This is a genomic window from Rathayibacter festucae DSM 15932, assembly GCF_004011135.1.
GTDB lineage: Bacteria > Actinomycetota > Actinomycetes > Actinomycetales > Microbacteriaceae > Rathayibacter > Rathayibacter festucae.
Map to the genome: position 1 here is coordinate 212,235 of NZ_CP028137.1, position 19,433 is coordinate 231,667.

A 19,433-nucleotide genomic window follows, 5' to 3' on the forward strand; every position below is an offset into this window, starting at 1 on the left:
GTCAGCCGATCCGTTCCTTGCGACCGAGGATGCCCTGCGGTCTGACCAGCAGGATGATGATCATGAGGACGAGCGGAGCCACGTACTTGAGGTTCTCCGGGATCCAGATCGTCGAGATGTTCATCATCAGGCCGATGATGAGCGAGCCGACCAGCGCTCCGTAGGCGGAGCCGAGTCCGCCGAGCGTGATCGCCGCGAAGATCAGCAGCAGGATCGACGCTCCGGTGTCCCAGCGCAGCGACTGGTAGTAGCCGATGTAGACGCCGGCCAGCGCGGCGAGGGCTCCGGAGAGCACCCAGACCACGCGGATGACGCGCTCGACGTTGATGCCGGAGGCGGAGGCGAGGGCCCGGTTGTCGGACACCGCGCGCATCGCCTTGCCGATCTTGGTCTTCGTGAGCAGCAGGGCGACACCGACGATGCAGACGATGCCGACGGCCGCGCCGACGAGGTCGGTGAACTTCAGGCTGATGCCGAGCGCCGGGACCGTGAAGAACGGCGCCGTGCTGTTCGGCAGCGAGAGGCGGTCCGCGCCGAAGAAGAAGACGAAGGTGTAGCGCAGCGCGAGCGACAGGCCGATCGTCACGATCATCAGCGGGATGAGCTGGATGTTCCTCTTGCGCAGCGGCTTCCAGAGCAGTCCGTCCTGCGCGAAGCCGAACACCCCGCCGAGGATCACCGCGATCGGGATCGCCAGCAGCGCCGGCAGCCCGAAGACGCCGGAGAAGAGGTACGCCATCAGCGCGCCGAAGGTGACCAGCTCGCCGTGGGCGAAGTTGTTCAGCCCGGTGACGCCGTAGATCAGCGAGGCGCCGATCGCCGCGAGGGCGATCAGGAGTCCGAAGATCAGTCCGGTGACCACCTTGGGCCAGAAGATGATCCAGAAGGTGTTCGCCGTGACCGGCTGGTTCGCCGCGGTCGAGGTCCCGTCGGGGTTCGTCGCGTCGTTGCCCGTGGTGCCCTCGGTGGCGGGGTTCGTGGGGGCGGCGGAGTCGGTCGGGACCGGAGCGCTCGCGCCCGTGCCGATCGGGTTGGCCGTCGAGACGATGAAGTTCACGATCTGGTTCTGCGAGGAGACGATCGTCACCTGCTTCGGGTTCTGCCCCGCCGCCGGGTAGCCCTTGTCGGCGGGGAGCGTCTCCTCGTCGACCGTCACGCTGAAGGTGCCGGCCTCCTCGAGCGGGAAGACGGCGCGGCCGTCGTCGCCCGTGGTGAGGGTCGCGGTGGCGTCGCCGCCGAGCTCGACGGTCACCCCCACCAGGTTCTCGTTCGTGCCCTGCACGCGGACCCAGGCGATGATCGACTGGTCGGCCGTGGTCTCGGCGGTCGCGGCGGGTGCTGCGGCGGCGACGCCGGTCAGGGTCGCGGCGAGCAGGCCGAGTGCGACCAGGCCGTCGCGGAGCGTGCGGAGTGTGGGGAGCCGCCTAGGCACGGGGAGCCTCCCGGTCCGTCGGATGCAGGGTCGTCGCGCGCTTGTGGCGCGTCGAACGGCTGGCTGTGAGCAAGACGTCTACCTCTCGTCAGGGTGCACAGACGGATGGGGTCCTCGGGCGCGCCCGGATCGCCGTCGTCAAACAACGTTGGTTGACCATACGTTCCGCATGTGTCGGCGGTGTTTCCCCACCTGCACTACTGCGTGACGACATTATGCGGGGCGGAGAGCGCTCCCGTGTCCCCCGCACGGGTCGCGAGCGCGCCCGGAGCACATCCGAGGGACGTCCGGGCAGGAATACCGGGCGCGTCGCCGCGCTTAAGATTGAGCATCCGGGACACCCGTGACCGGATGCGCGACCTCCACCACCGGGCCACCCGCACGACCTGCTAAGGGGCATTGATGGACCAGCCGGATCCCTTCGGATTCCTCGGACTCACCTACGACGACGTCATGCTCCTCCCCGGGCACACCGACGTCATCCCGAGCGAGGCCGACACGGCCTCCCGGCTCACCAAGCGCATCACGGTCGCGACCCCGCTGCTCTCCGCGGCGATGGACACCGTCACCGAGTCGCGGATGGCGATCGCCATGGCCCGTCAGGGCGGGCTCGGCATCCTGCACCGCAACCTCTCGATCGCGGATCAGGCCGACCAGGTCGACCGCGTCAAGCGCAGCGAGTCGGGCATGGTGTCGAACCCCGTCACCACCACTCCCGAGGCGACGGTCGCGCAGGTCGACGACCTCTGCGGCCAGTACCGGATCAGCGGCCTCCCCGTCGTCGACGCGAGCGGCGTCCTCGTCGGCATCATCACCAACCGCGACATGCGCTTCGTCTCGCCGTTCGAGAAGGCGTCCACCCTCGTCCGCGACGTGATGACGAGCGCCGGCCTGATCACCGGTCGCGTCGGCATCCCCGACAGCGAGGTGATCGCGCTCTTCGCGCAGCACAAGATCGAGAAGCTGCCCCTCGTCGACGCGCAGGGCAAGCTCGCCGGGCTCATCACGGTGAAGGACTTCGACAAGTCCGAGCAGTACCCGAACGCGACCAAGGACGAGGAGGGTCGCCTGCGCGTCGGCGCCGCCATCGGCTTCTTCGGCGACGCCTGGCAGCGCGCCACCGCGCTCCTCGACGCCGGGGTCGACGTCCTCGTCGTCGACACCGCCAACGGCGACTCCGCCGGCGTCCTCGAGATCATCCGCCGACTGAAGTCGGACCCCGCCTTCGCCGGCGTCGACGTCATCGGCGGCAACGTCGCCACTCGCTCCGGCGCCCAGGCGCTCGTCGACGCGGGCGCCGACGCCATCAAGGTCGGAGTCGGCCCCGGCTCGATCTGCACCACCCGCGTCGTCGCCGGCGTCGGCGTGCCGCAGGTGACCGCCGTCTACGAGGCGTCGCTCGCCGCCCGCGAGTCGGGCGTCCCGGTGATCGCCGACGGCGGGCTGCAGTACTCCGGCGACATCGCGAAGGCGCTCGTCGCCGGCGCCGACACCGTCATGCTCGGCTCGCTCCTCGCGGGCTGCGAGGAGAGCCCCGGTGACCTCGTCTTCCAGAACGGCAAGCAGTTCAAGACCTACCGCGGGATGGGCTCGCTCGGCGCGCTGCAGACCCGCGGCGAGCGGACCTCCTACTCGAAGGACCGCTACTTCCAGTCCGACGTCCCCACCGACGACAAGCTGATCGCCGAGGGGATCGAGGGCCAGGTGCCGTACCGCGGGCCGCTCGCGAACGTGGCGTACCAGCTGGCGGGCGGGCTGCGGCAGTCGATGTTCTACGTGGGGGCGCGGACGATCTCGGAGCTCAAGGAGCGGGGGAAGTTCGTGCGGATCACGGCGGCGGGGCTGAAGGAGTCGCATCCGCATGATGTGCAGATGGTGGTGGAGGCGCCGAACTACCGGCGCTGAGGCTGCTGCTGCTGCTGCTGGTGGCTGGGGTCTGAGGGGGGTCGGCGTCGGGTCGTGAGGGCGGCCCCTCTGCCCGATGGGCCTTCGGCCCATACGCCCACCACGCCGGAGGGGCCGCCCTCACGACCCGACGCCTCCCACTCGGGGCATGCGGACCTGGGGGAGACCGAGAGACGCAGCGCGAGCGGCGCTGACGCGCCGCCGCGACTGCGCCGGCTGTCGGCAGCGCGAGCGGGCTGTGCCCGCCGCGACTGCCCCGTCAGACACGCTCGGCAGAGAGGTGGGAGCGCTATCCGGCGATCCGCGTGCCAGCGGATCGCCGTGCGCGGACGGAGGACGCTCTGCGGGACGCGACCACCTGCCTGAGCCGACCGCGGCCGTGCAACGAGCGCAGCGAGGCGCACGGCGCAGGAAGCACCGCCCGGCGATCCGCGTGCCAGCGGATCGGCGTGCGCGGACGGACGACGCTCTGCGGGACGCGGCCACCTGCCTGAGCCGACCGCGGCCGTGCAACGAGCGCAGCGAGGCGCACGGCTAAAATGCACATATGGAGATCGAGATCGGGCGCGCCAAGCGCGCTCGCCGCGCTTACGCCTTCGACGACATCGCGGTGGTCCCGAGCCGCCGGACCCGCGACCCGGAGGTGGTCTCGGTGAAGTGGGCGATCGACGCGTACCAGTTCAGCACTCCGATCCTCGCGGCCCCGATGGACTCGGTGGTGTCGCCGGCGACGGCGATCACGCTGGGCCGGCTGGGGGCGCTGGGCGTCCTCGACCTCGAGGGGCTGTGGACGCGCTACGAGGACCCGGAGCCGCTGCTGGCGGAGATCCGGGAGCTGCCGGCGGAGCGCGCGACGCAGCGCATGCAGGAGATCTACTCGGAGCCGGTGAAGCCGGAGCTGGTGACGGCGCGGCTCGCGGAGATCCGCGCGGCCGGCGTGACCGTCGCGGGCGCGCTGTCGCCGCAGCGCACCGCCGAGCTGTACCAGACGGTCGTCGACGCGGGGGTCGACGTGTTCGTCATCCGCGGCACGACCGTGTCGGCCGAGCACGTCTCGCGGGACACGGAGCCGCTCAACCTCAAGAAGTTCATCTACGAGCTCGACGTGCCGGTCATCGTCGGCGGGGCCTCGACGTACACGGCGGCCCTGCACCTGATGCGCACGGGCGCCGCGGGCGTCCTCGTCGGCTTCGGCGGCGGCGCCGCCTCGACCACCCGCGCGACGCTCGGCATCCAGGCGCCGATGGCCACCGCGGTCGCCGACGTCGCCGGCGCTCGCCGCGACTACCTCGACGAGTCCGGCGGACGCTACGTGCACGTCATCGCGGACGGCGGCCTCGGCACCTCCGGCGACATCGTCAAGGCCGTCGCGGTCGGCGCCGACGCCGTGATGCTCGGCTCCGCGCTCGCCCGCGCGACCGACGCGCCCGGCGGCGGCTGGCACTGGGGTGCCGAGGCGCACCACCAGCAGCTCCCGCGCGGTCGCCGCGTCCAGGTCGGCACCGTCGGCACGCTCGAGCAGGTCCTCTACGGCCCCGCGACCGACGCGAACGGCACCGCCAACCTGATCGGCGCCCTGCGCCGCTCGATGGCGACCACCGGCTACTCCGACCTCAAGGAGTTCCAGCGCGTCGAGGTCGTCGTCGCCCCCTACCAGCCCAGCTAGCAGGCACTCCGGTCGAGGACGTCTCGGTGGGGCGCACTCCGGCGCGCGCGAGGGCGGCGAGCATCGGGCGCGCGGCGTAGGCGTCCTGCCAGCGCCAGCGGACGACACCGCTGACGAGAGCGCGGAGGCGGTCCTCCCGTCGCTTCTCGTCCAGCAGTGCCTGCTCGGGGCTGCGCCCGCGGAGGAACCGCGGATCCGTGTACTTGTGCGCCCCATCGGCCTCGCCGATGACGTCGGCGTCCTCGAAGAAGAAGTCGACCGGGCCGATCAGGCCCTCGTCGTCGTGGAACGGCCGCTGGAGCACAGGACGGGGGAGCCCCGCCTGGTGCATCGCGACCCGGCTGATCGACTCCAAGGGCGAGTCGGCGCGCTCGTCGGCGAAGTCGATCGCCCGCGCCGCCGCCGCACGGCCGCGGGCCCCGCCGGGAAGGACGGCGAGGCGCTCCCTCAGCTCCTCCAGCTCGAGAAGGTGCTCGCCGTGGCTGCCGCGCATCCGCAGGGCGTGGTCCGCCGCGGTGACGGCGCGCCGGAAGGACGAGAAGCGGCAGAGGTCGAGCACGGTCTGCGCGAGATCGGAGATCGTCAGCCCGTCGACGACCACCACCGAATCGGATGACACGCCGCGGTGCTCCGCGACGCGGTTGCGCGATCGGCTGCCGACCGCCGGCGACGCCGCGACGTGCACGGTCTCGTCGAGCGGCTCGACCAGGGGGAGGTCCCAGACAGCGGCGGCGGATTCACGGAGGAAGACGGGCCGGCCCCACGTCGCGGCGACCGCGTCGATGCGGGCGCGGTGGCGCGCGTCGACTGAGGCGCTCGCCCACTCCGCCGCGCGCACGTGGACCCCGCGTCGGAGGCGGACGAACTCCGCCGACCTCCCGCAGGCCCCTCCCCGGAACAGCTCCACCCGTGTCATTCCGGAACCCTCCCACTCCGGGCGCCCTCATCGGCCGACCTCTTCCCACCTCTGTGGACGGCGCGCGACGCCCTGTGGAGAGCGAGGCGTCCCACTGTGGTCGAGACGTCCTGCTGCGGGTGGACGTCTCGACCGTTCGGGGACGCCTCGGCCGCGGCGACCGGTGGCCGGTGGTCGGGTCCTCCGTGGGCGAACGCGGGTCGGGGGTGGGCGGTGGCCGCCTAAACTGGGAGGAATCCCGAGGTCGGAGCGCTGTCAGGCGCGGATGGAGCACGCATGGTCGAGGTCCGCAGGGTCAAGCTGCCCGGTGTCGGTGTCCTGCACACCTTCCTCACCGCCGACGGCGGCAAGGTCGGCGTCATCGCGCACCGCTCGGGTCACAGCGACCTGATCACCTTCGCCGAGGGCGACCAGGACGGCGCGAAGGTCTCGCTCCGCCTCAGCGACGACGAGGCGCACACCCTCGCCGAGCTGCTCGGCGGCACCCAGATCACCGAGTCGCTCACCGCCCTCGATCAGATCCCCGGGCTCTCCATCGACTGGTTCACCGTCGACTACGACGACCACATCGCGGGCCAGCAGCTCGGCAAGCCCGCCGACCGCGGCATCGTCGGCCTCACCGTCGTCGCCGTCGTGCGCGGTGACGCCGCGAACCCGGCTCCCGCCCCCGACTTCCGGGTGTTCCCGGGCGACACGCTCGTCGTCGCAGGCAGCCCCGAGAAGGTCGCCAAGGCCTTCGCCTTCTTCCGCTCCGGCGTCTTCGCCAAGGCTCCCGAGACGCCGCCCGGAGCCTGAGGATGCACCACGGCGAAGACCTCATCGTCCTCGGTGTCCTGTTCGTCGTCGCCTACGTCCTCGGGCGGCTGGGGCGCACGATCGGCCTTCCGGCCATCCCGATCTACATGGTCGTCGGCCTGCTCGCCAGCCCGAACTTCCACCTCTTCCCGCTCGACTTCGAGTCGTCCTACATCGAGCTGACGGCGGTCTTCGGGCTGATCCTGCTGCTGTTCAACCTCGGCCTGGAGTTCGATCAGGACGAGTTCTACGGCAACGCGGCGCGGCTCATCCTCTCCGGCGGCTCCTACATCGCCGTCAACATGGCCGCCGGGCTCGCCTTCGGCTTCGTGCTCGGCTGGGGCAGCCGCGAGGCGCTGATCATCGCGGGCATCACGGCGACGAGCTCGAGCGCCATCGTGACGAAGCTGCTGATCGAGCTCAAGCGCCTCGCCAACCCGGAGACGCCGATGATCCTCGGCGTGACCGTCGTGGAGGACATCTTCATCGCGGTCTACCTGGCGATCGTGTCGGTCGTGCTCTCGGGCGAGACGGAGCCGTGGCCGGTCGTGCTGAAGCTGGTCATCGCGTTCGCGTTCCTCGTGGTGATGTTCGCGATCGCGCGCTGGGGCGGCCGGGTGGTCTCCCGGTTCTTCCGCACCCGCGACGACGAGCTGTTCACGATCCTCTTCTTCGGTCTCGCGATCCTCTTCGGCGGGATCGGCGAGGTGCTCGGCGTGACCGACGCGATCGGCGCGTTCCTGATCGGCCTGGTGATCGGCGCCACCCGGTTCCGCGCGCGGGTCGAGCGGATCGCGATCCCGCTGCGCGACGTCTTCGGCGCCTTCTTCTTCGTGAACTTCGGCCTCGGCCTCGATCCGGGAGCCTTCCCCGACGTCGTGCTGCCGGTGATCGCCGCCGCGGTGATGACGATCGTGCTCAACCTTGGCGCCGGCCAGTTCGTCGCCTGGCTGAACAAGCTGGGTCCGCGCGCCGGGCTGAACGCGGCGTTCATCCTGCACAACCGCGGCGAGTTCGCGCTGATCCTCGCGACGCTCTCGCTCTCGGCGGGGCTCGACGAGCGGATCCAGCCGTTCGCCGGTCTCTACGTGCTGATCATGGCGATCGTCGGCCCGATCCTCGCGTCGCGCTCGGAGAGCATCGGGCAGTTCCTCTCGCGGCGGCGGCACCGGCCGAAGCCGGCCACCCGCAGCGCGATGGCGGAGGAGGACTTCGCTCTGGTCGAGGCGGCGATGGCGGACGGGACGGCGGACGAGCGTCCGGCGGCCGACCCCGCCGAGGCGCCGGTCGCCGAGCCGGCTCCCCGCCCACGCCGACCCGTCGAGCCCGACGAGCTGGACGACGAGTTCCCGGACCCGATGCGGCAGGCCCTCATCGATCAGGCGATGCAGCAGTCCGACGGCATCGACTCCGACCGGCCGCGGCGCCCGCGCGAGCCCGACTACTGATCCACCCGGCGCGGTTGCTCGGCGGACGCCCTCTGCTGATCGAATAGCCCGCGGAGCGGGCGTATCGAGATCCGCGTGAATCAGAAGGACGAGTCTGCGGGCCCGCCGTGCTGATGACGTCGGGTCTCGATACGCCCCTGCGGGCCTACTCGACCAGCATGGGAGACGCCCCTGCGGGGCTACTCGACCAGCATGGGAGACGCTCCTGCGGGGCTGCTCGACCAGCACGAGGGGTCACGATCCGAGGGTCCTCCCACCCTGGTTCGTTAGGCTTCACCGGTCCGCCGCCGCCGAGCGGATCCGCCCCGAACGAGGAACGCATGACGCAGAGCGCCCCGCCGCAGAGCACGGTCTGGCAGGTCGCCCGGCGACCGCGCTGGCTCGCGGCCCTGGCCCTGGCCCTCGTCATCGCGGGGCTCTTCGCGGCCCTCGGCCAGTGGCAGGTGGGACGCGCGGTCGAGGCCGCCGCGCCCGACTCCGGCGTCTCCGAGACGGTGCTGCCGCTCGACGAGGTCGCCGCCCCGTCGCGCCCGATCACCGCGACCGCCGACGGCCAGCGCGTGGCGGGCAGCTCCGAGTTCGTCCCGGGTGGCGCCGAGATCCTCGGCGGGCGCCTGAACGGCGAGCAGCCGGGCTGGTGGGTCATCGCGCGCACCCGCACCGCTGACGCCGACCTCGTCGTCGCCTACGGCTGGACCGCGGACCAGGAGCAGGCGCAGAGCGTCGCCGAGCGTCTGAACGACGGCGCGGAGGCGGCGCCGACCGGCTTCACCGGCCGCCTCGTCGCGAACGAGGCCGCCGAGGTGCCCGCCGAGGGCACCGATCCGATGACCCTCACCGCGCTCTCGATCCCGGCGCTGATCAACCGCTGGCCGGACCCGCCGCTGGACGTCTACCAGGGCTACGTCGTCGTCGACCAGCCGGTCTCCGGGCTCGAGGCCATCGACTCGCCGGCCCGGGTCACCGACGTCTCGCTGAACTGGCTCAACGTCTTCTACGCGATCGAGTGGGTCGTCTTCGCCGGCTTCGCGCTCTACCTGTGGTTCCGCCTCGTCCGCGACGCCTGGGAGCGCGAGACCGAGGAGGCCCTCGAGGCCGCGGAGCTCGCGCAGAGCCCGGTCACCGCCTCCGCCCCGTAAACTGGACCTCATGCCCCTCGAGCCCAAGCCCGCGCAGTTCCCTGCGATCCGGAGCGCGCTGCGCTTCTACCGGGTGACCTCGATCATCACCGGCGTGATGCTCCTGCTGCTCTGCGCGGAGATGCTGCTGAAGTACGTCTTCCACCTCGAGCTGTTCGTCTTCGGTCAGCAGGGGATCGCGCACTTCGCCCCGATGTACGAGGTGCCGGGCGGCGAGTGGAAGTCGAGCGGGACGGGCGCGAACCTGTCCACCGGCATCCTGATCGCGCACGGCTGGTTCTACGTCGTCTACCTCTTCGCCGACTTCCGCCTCTGGAGCCTCATGCGCTGGCCGTTCTCGCGGTTCGTCCTCATCGCGCTCGGCGGAGTCGTGCCCACCCTGTCCTTCTTCGTCGAGACCCGCATCGCCCGCGAGGTGGAGCAGTACCTCGAGCGGCGCACCGCCGCCCTCGAGCCGACGACCCCGACCGACTCCGTGGAGGCCCCCCATCAGTGAGCAGTCCGGCGCCAGCGCGCCGCAGTCCGCCCCGCAGCCGCACCTCGCCGCCCAGCCCGTGCTCGTCGTCGACTTCGGCGCCCAGTACGCGCAGCTGATCGCGCGGCGCGTCCGCGAGGCGAACGTGTACTCCGAGATCGTCCCGTCCGGCACGACGGCAGCGGAGATCGCCGCCAAGTCGCCGGTCGGGATCATCCTGTCCGGCGGTCCCTCGAGCGTGTACGAGGAGGGGGCGCCGCAGCTCGACCCCGCGATCTTCGACCTCGGCATCCCCGTGCTGGGCATCTGCTACGGCTTCCAGGTGATGGCCAAGACGCTCGGCGGCGAGGTCGCGAACACCGGGCTCCGTGAGTACGGCGCGACCGACGCGTCCGTCACGGCCGACGGCGGTGTGCTCCTCGGCGACCAGCCCGTCGACCAGACGGTCTGGATGAGCCACGGCGACCAGGTCTCGAAGGCACCCGCCGGCTTCGACGTGCTCGCCTCGACCGGCTCGACCGCCGTCGCCGCGTTCGGCAGCGACGAGCGCCGCCTCTACGGCGTGCAGTGGCACCCCGAGGTCAAGCACTCCGCGCACGGCCAGGCCGTCATCGAGAACTTCCTGCACCGCGCCGCCGGCATCCCCGCCGACTGGAACTCCTCCAACGTCATCGACGACCAGGTCGCGCTGATCCGCGAGCAGGTCGGCACCGGCCGCGTCATCTGCGGTCTGTCCGGCGGCGTCGACTCCGCCGTCGCCGCCGCGATCGTGCACCGCGCGGTCGGCGACCAGCTGGTCTGCGTCTTCGTGGACCACGGCCTGCTCCGCAAGGACGAGCGCCGCCAGGTCGAGGAGGACTACGTCGCCGCCACGGGTGTGCGCCTGGTCACCGTCGACGCGCGCGAGCAGTTCCTCGACGCGCTCGCCGGCGTCAGCGATCCCGAGCAGAAGCGCAAGATCATCGGCCGCGAGTTCATCCGCACCTTCGAGGGCGCCGCCGAGGCGCTCGTGCTCGAGGCGCAGGGCGAGGGCACGTCGATCGACTTCCTCGTGCAGGGCACGCTCTACCCCGACGTCGTCGAGTCGGGCGGCGGCACCGGCGCCGCGAACATCAAGTCGCACCACAACGTCGGCGGCCTCCCCGAGGACCTGCAGTTCGCGCTCGTCGAGCCGCTGCGCACCCTCTTCAAGGACGAGGTCCGCGCCATCGGCCGCGAGCTCGGGCTGCCCGAGGCGATCGTCGGCCGCCAGCCGTTCCCCGGCCCCGGCCTCGGCATCCGCATCGTCGGCGAGGTCACCCAGGAGCGGCTCGACCTGCTCCAGGAGGCCGACGCCATCGTCCGCGCCGAGCTCACCGCCGCCGGGCTCGACGGCGAGATCTGGCAGTGCCCGGTCGTGCTCCTCGCCGACGTCCGCTCCGTCGGCGTCCAGGGCGACGGCCGCACCTACGGCCACCCGATCGTGCTGCGCCCCGTCTCCTCCGAGGACGCGATGACGGCCGACTGGACGCGACTGCCCTACGACCTGCTCGCCCGCATCTCCAACCGCATCACCAACGAGGTGAGCGGCGTGAATCGCGTGGTGCTCGATGTGACCTCGAAGCCGCCGGGCACCATCGAGTGGGAGTAGCCGCGACCGCGGTCTGAGAACGGGCCTCCTGCGGGGGGCCCGTTCCTCGTTTCCGGGCGGGTGGTCCGATGAGCAGGTGATTCCGGCGCAAGGGCGCGCTCACCCGCGTCGGACGTGAACGGGCGGCCGGATCGCCTGCGAATCGGACGGGGGCAGGCGGGACGGGCGGGTCAGACGGGGGTGTCGAGGACGCCGACGAAGCGGGTGCCGATGCCGTCGTACTCGTCGCGGCGGTGGCCCTCGGGGTGGTGCGGCCACGCGTCGGGGGAGTGGTCCTCGCAGACGAGGAAGCTGAAGTCGGGCCACCACTTCTTCGGGCGGGCCGACTCGGAGCGACCGCAGATCGCGCAGTCCAGGGTCACCCAGACCGGGCGCTTCCCGGTGCGGTTCTCGCGGGACTGAGCGAGCCAGGCCGGCGGGTCCTGCTCCAGGGCGACGAGCTCCTCCTCGGAGAGGCGGGTGGGCAGCCCGTGCCGCGTCGCCATCTCGACCGGGATGTCGAGGCGCTGAGCGGCTTCGCGTCGCGTGATCATCGGATCACCCTAGCCGAGCGCCGGCCGGGCGGCCCGGGTGCGCGGCCGGAGCGACGCCCGCGCGACCAGCCACTCCAGCGGCCCCTGGCCGACGAAGCGACGCCAGAGCAGGGCGCCGAACACCGCGACGACGGTGAAGGACGCGAGCAGCGTCCAGCTCTGCCAGGCGGCGAAGTCGAAGGGCTCGTAGGGGATCAGGTAGACCGCCAGCGCGACGAGCTGCACGGAGTAGACCGTGAGCGGCATGGCCCCCACCGCGGCGAGCGGCGCGGTGACCGCGCGGACGACGGCGAGGCGCGCGGCGAGCGCGGTGAGCGCTCCGATCGCGACGGCCGCGACACCGCCGGCGCCGACGATCTCGGCGGTGGTGCTCGAGTGCGCCTCGACGCTCTCCGGCCCGCCGAGGGCGAGGCCGACACCGTAGCCGAGGACCGCGGCGATCGCGCCGCCGATCACGAGCCGGCGCTGCGTCGTGGCCGAGCGGATGTCGCAGCGCGCGATCAGCAGCCCGAGCATCACGTAGGCGAGCCAGGAGGGCACGGGGTAGTACTCGGTCAGCCAGGTGAGCGGCATCCGCGCCAGCAGGGCGTCCTCGGGGGAGAGCGTGGCGATCCAGTCGTTCCCGGCGGTGACGATCCGGTCGACGAGCAGGGGGCCGCCGACGGCGAAGCCGGCGGCGAGGACGGCGAGCACCGCCCGCGGCAGGAACATCAGCAGCGCCGCGACGACGAACATCAGGCCGTAGTGCGGCAGGATCACCGCGATCGGCGTGCCGAGCAGAGTCAGACCGACCCCGATGACGAGGAGGTAGAGGCCGCGCAGGAGGATCGACGCGGTGTCCAGGAGCGGCCGGGTCGAGCGCGTCGCCCCGCCGGACATCAGGCCGATCGAGACGCCCGCGAGGACGGCGAAGAGGACGGCGCTGCGGCCGTCCCAGATCATCTCGCGCTCGGCGGGGGCGAGGTGCGCCGCGAACATCCCGAGCACGGCGAGACCGCGCGCGACGTCGAGGCCGACGATGCGGGTCGGAGCGGCGGCCATCATTCCTCCATCGTCTCAAAAGCGGCGGGCGGGGCTGCGCGGCCCGGCCGCAGAACGACGGACGGGCGCCCGACCGGTGAGGTCGAGCGCCCGTGGGGCCGGTCCGGATCGCTCCGGAGCGGACGTGACTACTGGCGGAAGATCGAGATCAGTCGCAGCAGCTCGAGGTACATCCAGACGACGGTGACGAGGATGCCGTAGGCGCCCGTCCAGCCGTAGATGCGCGGGGCGCCGTTGCGGACGCCCTGCTGGATGAACTCGAAGTCCATCACGAGGGAGTAGGTGGCGAGCGCGATGGCGATGAGGCCGATCACGATGCCGATGAAGCCGGTGCGGAGACCGAAGCCGCCGCCGACGCCGAACAGGCCGAGGCCGAGGTTGATCAGCGAGAAGACCGCGTAGCTGATCATGCCGATGAAGAAGATCTTGTTCAGCTTCGGCGAGGTGCGGATCTTGCCGTTCATGAACAGCGCCAGGGTGACGCCGATCACGACGAACGTCGCGAGCAGGGCCTGGACGACCGCGCCCTCGTAGAGGCTCTCGAAGACGCCCGAGATCCCGCCGACGGCGATGCCCTGGAAGGCGGCGTAGCCGAGGATCAGACCCGGCGACGGCACCTTCTTGAAGGCGTTGACGATGCCGAGGACCAGCGCGACGAGCACGGCCGGCAGCATCAGCCCGGGGACGAACCAGCCCACCGCGGCACCCGCGAGGAGCACGACGAAGGCGAGTGCCGTCTTCGCGAGGGTGTCCTCGACGGTCATCCGGTTGGTGTCGGCCGAGCCCGCGGCCGGACGGTTGTACATCTGGTCGAGCGTGCCGGGCGACACGTCCGGGACGTCCTGCACGCGGCCGGCGTAGCCCCGGTTGCTGAACTCCGGACGACCGAACGCCGGGTTGTTGCTTGCCATGGTTCCTCTTCTCTCAGGTGCGCTCGACGGTGACGGACGGATCCGTCGGGACTCGCGGAGCTGAGTCGCTGTGACTGCGGGATCCACCGGCTGCCCTCTCGGGCCACAGGCGGTAGGTCCACAGTATCTGAGAACATCTCTCAGAGTCTGGCTATTCCCTTCGCGGGAGCCCCGGTTCCGCCCGGAGTCGGCTGCCGCCGCCCGTAGGATCGCCGCATGCCGACCCGTCCCGTCCCGCTCGTCATCGGCCACCGTGGGGCCAGCGGCTACCGCCCGGAGCACACCAGATCGGCCTACGAGCTCGCGATCGCGCTCGGCGCCGACGCCGTCGAGCCGGATCTCGTCGCCTCGCGCGACGGGGTGCTGGTGCTCCGGCACGAGAACGAGATCTCCGGCACGACTGACGTGGAACGTCGCCCCGAGTTCGCGCAGCGTCGCACGACGAAGCGCGTCGATGGAAAGGAGATCACCGGCTGGTTCACCGAGGACTTCACCTGGGCCGAGCTGTCGACCCTGCGGGCGCGGGAGCGGCTGCCGGCCGTCCGCGCCTCGAGCGCCACCTTCGACGGGCAGTTCCCGATCCTGCGCTTCAGCGATCTCCTCGCCCTGCTCGACCGGGCGGGGGAGGAGTCGCCCCTGTCGCCGCCGGGGCTCGTGGCCGAGATCAAGCACGCCACGTACTTCGATGCGCTGGGTCTGCCGCTGGACGTCCTCCTCGAGCAGGAGCTGGCCGCGGCGGGCTGGGCGCGCACCGATCCGCGTCTCACGATCGAGAGCTTCGAGAAGACCGTCCTGGAGCGCCTCGCCGTCCGCGGAGTGGGCGCCCGGCGCGTCTACCTGATCGAGTCGCGCGGCACTCCGCCCGACCTCGTGGCGGCGCACGGCTCGCGGGCGACGCCCTACGCCGACTTCGTCACTCCCGCCGGCCTCCGCGGACTGGCGGGGACGGTCGACGGCGTCAGCGTCGACAAGAGCATGCTGTTCGGCCGGGATGGCGCGGGGCGGGCCGTGGGGACGAACTCGCTGGTCGCCGACGCCCACGCGGTCGGGCTGCAGGTCTACACCTGGACGCTGCGCGCCGAGAACCGCTTCCTGGAGAAGGTGCACCGGATCGGCAAGGAGCCGGAGGCGTACGGCGCCTGGCAGGACGAGTTCCGCGCGATCCTGCGCACCGGGATCGACGGGGTGTTCGCCGATCAGCCGGACCTGGCGATCGAGGCGCGCGCCGCCGAGGACGACGCCTGGGCGGGGTCCGCCGGCTGATCCCGAGCGCGCGGTCCGGCGAGTGCGCAGGCGACCGGGAGCCTCCGCTGGCATCATCGGGCCGACGACCCCGCCGCCCGGCGCCTCCCGCCGTGCCGACCGACCCCGCCCCGCGCATCCCGAGAGGAGCCCGACCGTGAAGACCCGCGCCCGCATCACCCGCCGCTGGATCGTGTTCGCCGTGCTCGCCGCGCTCGGGGTCGCCGTGGTCTACGGACTCGCCGTGCTCACCCCGCAGGGGCAGGCGGCCGAGAACTCCGGGCTGCGCGGCGCCGACCTGGTCTTCGGCCGGGCCACCGGCACCGCGGCGGGCGCGCTCGCCGACGTCACCCCGGTGTCGATGATCGGCGGTGCGCTGCTGGTCGCGGCGATCGCGCTGATCCGCCGGCGTCCGGCGCTGGCGCTCGCCTCCGTCGGCTCGATCGTGGTCACGGCCGGGCTGACGCAGCTGCTGAAGAACGTGGTGCTCGAGCGGCCGCTGCTCGTGGAGACCGACTCCTGGTACACCGGCGGCAGCTTCCCGAGCGGGCACACCGCGGCGGCGGTGTCGGTGGTCTTCGCGCTGGCGATGGTCGTCCCGGGGCGCGGGCGCACGGTCGTGCTGGCGATCGGCGGCGCCGTGGTGGTGCTGGTCGGGAATCTGACGATGGCCGCCTCCTGGCACCGCGCGAGCGATGTGCTGGGCGCCGATCTGGTCGGTCTCGCCTCCGCCTCCCTGGCCTGCGCCTGGCTGTCGACGCGGGCGCAGGTGGGGCGGGCGCCGCGGAAGCCGCCGCGCCGGGCGGTGCTGCGGGTGCTGCTCGTCTGCTCGGTCGTGCTCGTGCTGACGCTCGGGGCGCTCGCCGTGCAGGGCATCCAGTACTACCCGGACGACACGAAGGACCTCACGGCGTTCGTGCTGCTGCAGGTGCTCGCGGTGGCGACCTCCACCGTCGCGGTGGTCGGCTTCGCGCTGGCCTGGCGCGGTCTGGACATCGGCGGGACGCTCTCCGCGCCCGTGCGGCGGCCGCGCGCCGCCTGATCGGGGCCCGACCGCGCGGCGTCCCGCGGCGGGGTGTCGGAGGCGCGATCTACACTCGGAGGGACATGAGCCTCCTCTTCGATCCGAGCGATTCCCGCGCCACCCCGGTCATCGTCGGCGCGCCCGGCGGGCCCTCCGGCGACTCCGCGCGCACCGACCCCGAGCACGAGCGCCTCGTCGCGGGGCTCAACCCGCAGCAGCGCGAGGCGGTCGAGTACCGCGGTGACGCGCTGCTCATCGTCGCGGGCGCCGGGTCGGGCAAGACCAGCGTGCTGACGCGGCGCATCGCGAGCCTGCTCGGCAGCGGCGAGGCCTGGCCCAGCCAGATCCTCGCGATCACCTTCACCAACAAGGCCGCCGCCGAGATGCGCGAGCGCGTCGAGAAGATCGTCGGCCAGGCCGCCGAGGGGATGTGGATCTCGACGTTCCACTCCGCCTGCGTGCGGATCCTGCGGCGCGAGGCCGAGAACTTCGGGATGACCTCCTCGTTCACCATCTACGACTCGGGCGACCAGCGGGCGCTGCTCAAGCGGATCGTGAAGGACCTCGAGGCGGACTCGCTCGGCATCACGGTCGCGAGCGCCTCCTCGAAGATCTCGAAGCTCAAGAACGAGCTCGCCGACGTCGACTCCTACGCGCGGACCGCGAACATGAGCGACCCGAACGAGGAGATGTTCCTCCAGGTCTTCCGCGCCTACTCGCGCGCGCTCGAGAGCGCGAACGCCTTCGACTTCGACGACCTGATCGCGCAGACGGTCTACCTCTTCCGCGCCTTCCCGCACGTCGCGGCGAAGTACCAGCGCCGCTTCCGGCACGTGATGGTCGACGAGTACCAGGACACGAACCACGCGCAGTACTCGCTGATCCACGAGCTGACCCGGGCCGTGCCGCCGGCCACGATCGCGGCGGCCGCCTTCGACCGGCCCTACCGGGGCCCGGTGACGGCCGACGGATCGATCCCCGGGGCCTCGCTCACGGTCGTCGGCGACTCCGACCAGTCGATCTACGCGTTCCGCGGAGCGGACATCCGCAACATCGTCGAGTTCGAGCGCGACTTCCCGGGCTGCCGGGTGATCCTGCTCGAGCAGAACTACCGCTCCACCCAGAACATCCTCTCGGCCGCGAACGCCGTCATCTCGAACAACTTCGACCGCCGCGCGAAGAACCTCTGGTCGGCCAGCGGCGAGGGCGAGAAGATCATCGGCTACACCGGGTACTCCGGCCACGACGAGGCGCAGTTCGTCGTCGACGAGATCGCCCGGATCCACGCGGCCGGCACCGGCTACGACGAGATCGCGGTGTTCTACCGCACCAACGCGCAGACCCGCGCGCTGGAGGAGATCTTCATCCGCTCGGCGCTGCCCTACCGGATCCTCGGCGGCACCAAGTTCTACGAGCGCGCCGAGATCAAGGACGCGCTCGCCTACCTGATCACCGTCGCCAACCCGGCGGACGTGCTGGCGCTGCGGCGGATCATGAACACGCCCAAGCGCGGCATCGGCCCGGCGACCGAGGCGCAGCTGCAGTCCTTCGCGGACACCAACGCGGTGACGCTGCGCGAGGCGATGCGGAACGCCGGGTCGCTCGGCATGGGCCCGAAGGTGACGAAGGCGATCGTCGACCTCGCGACGCTCCTCGACGAGTGCGCGCTGATGCTCGACCCGGGGCGGCCCGAGGGCGAGGCGAAGGTGCACGAGGTGCTGTCGGCGCTGCTCTCCCGCAGCGGGTACATCGACATGCTCCGCGCCAGCCGCGACCCGCAGGACGAGGCGCGCGCCGAGAACGTCGACGAGCTGATCGCCGTGACGAAGGAGTTCGCGCGCAACAACCCCGACGGCGGTCTGGTCGACTTCCTCACCGAGGTGTCGCTGGTCGCCGCGGCGGACGACCTCGACGACGACTCGGGGACCGTGTCGCTGATGACCCTGCACACCGCGAAGGGGCTCGAGTACGACGCGGTGTTCCTCACCGGCATCGAGGAGGACCTGCTCCCGCACCGCATCTCGGCGAACGAGCCGGGCGGCCCGGCGGAGGAGCGGCGGCTGTTCTACGTGGGCATCACCCGCGCGCGCAAGCGGCTCTACCTCTCGCTCGCGATGACCCGGGCGCAGTACGGCGAGACCTCGGTCGCGATGCCGAGCCGGTTCCTCCAGGAGATCCCGGCCGAGCTGATCGAGTGGCGGCAGTCGCCGGGGGCGGCGACCTCGCGCGGCGGCACGCAGCCGCGGGCGCTGAACGCGCAGCGTCCCGGCTTCGGCCGCTCGAAGTCGAACACCGAGTTCCGCCAGGCGCTCGCCGCGGCGCCGAAGGCGAAGGGCGAGTTCCCCAACCGGATCACCGGGATGGTGCGCGACAACGGCGACCTCGAGCTGATCGCGGGCGACCGCATCCGGCACACCGACTTCGGCGAGGGCCGCGTGAACGCGGTCACCGGCGAGGGCAGCAAGCGGGTCGCGCACGTGCTCTTCGACCAGGTCGGCGCCAAGAAGCTGCTGATCAAGGTCGCGCCCATCGAGAAGATCTGAGCCGGTCGGAATGCCCCGTGCCGGTCGACGAGTCGTGAGCCGCTTCAGGGGCCCTGCGGGCGACTCCGGGTCGAGGGGGCGCGGGCCGCTCGCGGCGCGGGTGGCGACGGAGGCGTTCGCGCCGCCGGTGCTGGCGATGGTCGTCCCGCTGATCGTGGGCGCGCGGGTCGCCGATCCGCCGCTGCTCGGCGTGGCCTGGGGAGCACTCGCGGCGCTGTTCGTCGGCGTGCTGCCGTACCTCGTCGTGCGGCTGCTGATGCGCGCGGGGCGGATCCGCGGCGATCACCACGTGCCGGACCGCCGCGAGCGGGCCCTGCCGATCGGGCTCGCGCTGGTCTCGATCGTGGTCGGGCTCGTGCTGCTCGCCGTGCTCGGCGCGCCGGCCGCGGTGACGACGTTCGGCGTGGTGACGGTCGCGGTGCTCGCGGTGATCGGGATCGTCAACCTCGGCTGGAAGCTGTCGGGGCACGCCGCGGTCGTCGCGACCTGCGCGGTGGTGGTGCTGATCGCCTACGGCCCGTGGTCGCTGCTGATCACCGTGCCGATCGCGCTCTGGACCGGCTGGTCGCGCGTGCGCCTCAGCGCGCACACTCCCGCTCAGGTGATCGCGGGCGCCCTGGTCGGCGCCGTGCTCGCCTCGCTGGTCTGGTCCCTCCTGAGCTGACCCCCGCCGCGAGATGCCACTTGTGCACGCTCGACACGGCGTGTCGCGTGCACAAGTGGCATCTCGCGG

16 protein-coding genes are annotated in these 19,433 nt (G+C 71.8%); 11 read left to right on the plus strand and 5 right to left on the minus strand.

Annotated elements, in window-relative coordinates; genetic code table 11:
* Nucleotide 1 precedes the first annotated feature (1 nt).
* The gene (locus C1I64_RS01090; protein ID WP_243600572.1) at nt 2-1,432 is read right to left on the minus strand and encodes a branched-chain amino acid ABC transporter permease; all 1,431 of its coding nucleotides are present in this window, start codon (nt 1,430-1,432) and stop codon (nt 2-4) included.
* A 402-nt stretch (nt 1,433-1,834) separates the two neighbouring features.
* Between C1I64_RS01090 and guaB the strand changes: the two genes are divergently transcribed.
* Together guaB and C1I64_RS01100 are read left to right on the plus strand one after the other, a co-directional pair.
* Nucleotides 1,835-3,337 (plus strand): IMP dehydrogenase, encoded by a 1,503-nt coding sequence (gene guaB / locus C1I64_RS01095; RefSeq protein WP_127885934.1) that lies wholly within the window; start codon nt 1,835-1,837, stop codon nt 3,335-3,337.
* 547 nt (nt 3,338-3,884) lie between these two features.
* Nucleotides 3,885-5,003, plus strand: a complete 1,119-nt coding sequence (locus tag C1I64_RS01100) for a GuaB3 family IMP dehydrogenase-related protein (RefSeq protein ID WP_123733534.1) — start codon at nt 3,885-3,887, stop codon at nt 5,001-5,003.
* Here the strand turns inward: C1I64_RS01100 and C1I64_RS01105 are convergent.
* Complete coding sequence (locus C1I64_RS01105; protein WP_127885935.1) at nt 4,951-5,919, minus strand: hypothetical protein; 969 nt, start codon at nt 5,917-5,919, stop codon at nt 4,951-4,953. The genes C1I64_RS01100 and C1I64_RS01105 overlap by 53 nt on opposite strands.
* A 276-nt stretch (nt 5,920-6,195) precedes the next feature.
* Between C1I64_RS01105 and C1I64_RS01110 the strand changes: the two genes are divergently transcribed.
* From C1I64_RS01110 to guaA, 5 genes are all read left to right on the plus strand, one after another.
* Nucleotides 6,196-6,714: a cation:proton antiporter regulatory subunit gene (locus tag C1I64_RS01110; protein WP_123445096.1), complete on the plus strand. Its 519-nt coding sequence runs from the start codon at nt 6,196-6,198 to the stop codon at nt 6,712-6,714.
* A 2-nt stretch (nt 6,715-6,716) separates the two neighbouring features.
* Nucleotides 6,717-8,162 carry a cation:proton antiporter gene (locus C1I64_RS01115; RefSeq protein ID WP_127885936.1) on the plus strand — a complete coding sequence of 482 codons (1,446 nt, stop codon included), beginning with the start codon at nt 6,717-6,719 and terminating at the stop codon, nt 8,160-8,162.
* A gap of 320 nt (nt 8,163-8,482) precedes the next feature.
* Nucleotides 8,483-9,301 carry an SURF1 family cytochrome oxidase biogenesis protein gene (locus C1I64_RS01120; protein ID WP_164874412.1) on the plus strand — a complete coding sequence of 273 codons (819 nt, stop codon included), beginning with the start codon at nt 8,483-8,485 and terminating at the stop codon, nt 9,299-9,301.
* A 10-nt stretch (nt 9,302-9,311) separates the two neighbouring features.
* Entirely contained in the window at nt 9,312-9,797 is a 486-nt protein-coding gene (locus C1I64_RS01125; protein ID WP_123445099.1) for a DUF3817 domain-containing protein, read from the plus strand.
* A gap of 58 nt (nt 9,798-9,855) precedes the next feature.
* Complete coding sequence (guaA, locus tag C1I64_RS01130; RefSeq protein WP_208645073.1) at nt 9,856-11,406, plus strand: glutamine-hydrolyzing GMP synthase; 1,551 nt, start codon at nt 9,856-9,858, stop codon at nt 11,404-11,406.
* A 170-nt stretch (nt 11,407-11,576) separates the two neighbouring features.
* On the opposite strand, the gene C1I64_RS01135 is transcribed toward guaA, so the two are convergent.
* From C1I64_RS01135 to C1I64_RS01145, 3 genes are all read right to left on the minus strand, one after another.
* Complete coding sequence (locus C1I64_RS01135; protein ID WP_123445101.1) at nt 11,577-11,939, minus strand: hypothetical protein; 363 nt, start codon at nt 11,937-11,939, stop codon at nt 11,577-11,579.
* Between the two features lie 9 nt (nt 11,940-11,948).
* A complete protein-coding gene (locus C1I64_RS01140; RefSeq protein ID WP_164874413.1) occupies nt 11,949-12,980 on the minus strand; it encodes a DUF418 domain-containing protein in 1,032 nt (343 codons plus the stop codon).
* 128 nt (nt 12,981-13,108) lie between these two features.
* Nucleotides 13,109-13,891, minus strand: a complete 783-nt coding sequence (locus tag C1I64_RS01145) for a Bax inhibitor-1/YccA family protein (RefSeq protein ID WP_127885940.1) — start codon at nt 13,889-13,891, stop codon at nt 13,109-13,111.
* A 216-nt stretch (nt 13,892-14,107) separates the two neighbouring features.
* On the opposite strand from C1I64_RS01145, the gene C1I64_RS01150 reads away from it, so the two are divergent.
* The 4 genes from C1I64_RS01150 (at nt 14,108) to C1I64_RS01165 (ending at nt 19,364) form a co-directional block, all read left to right on the plus strand.
* Entirely contained in the window at nt 14,108-15,154 is a 1,047-nt protein-coding gene (locus tag C1I64_RS01150; RefSeq protein ID WP_127885941.1) for a glycerophosphodiester phosphodiesterase family protein, read from the plus strand.
* 136 nt (nt 15,155-15,290) lie between these two features.
* Nucleotides 15,291-16,175, plus strand: a complete 885-nt coding sequence (locus C1I64_RS01155) for a phosphatase PAP2 family protein (RefSeq protein ID WP_127885942.1) — start codon at nt 15,291-15,293, stop codon at nt 16,173-16,175.
* 65 nt (nt 16,176-16,240) lie between these two features.
* Nucleotides 16,241-18,700: an ATP-dependent helicase gene (locus tag C1I64_RS01160; protein WP_123735062.1), complete on the plus strand. Its 2,460-nt coding sequence runs from the start codon at nt 16,241-16,243 to the stop codon at nt 18,698-18,700.
* A 34-nt stretch (nt 18,701-18,734) separates the two neighbouring features.
* Nucleotides 18,735-19,364 (plus strand): phosphatase PAP2 family protein, encoded by a 630-nt coding sequence (locus C1I64_RS01165; protein ID WP_127885943.1) that lies wholly within the window; start codon nt 18,735-18,737, stop codon nt 19,362-19,364.
* Nucleotides 19,365-19,433 lie beyond the last annotated feature (69 nt).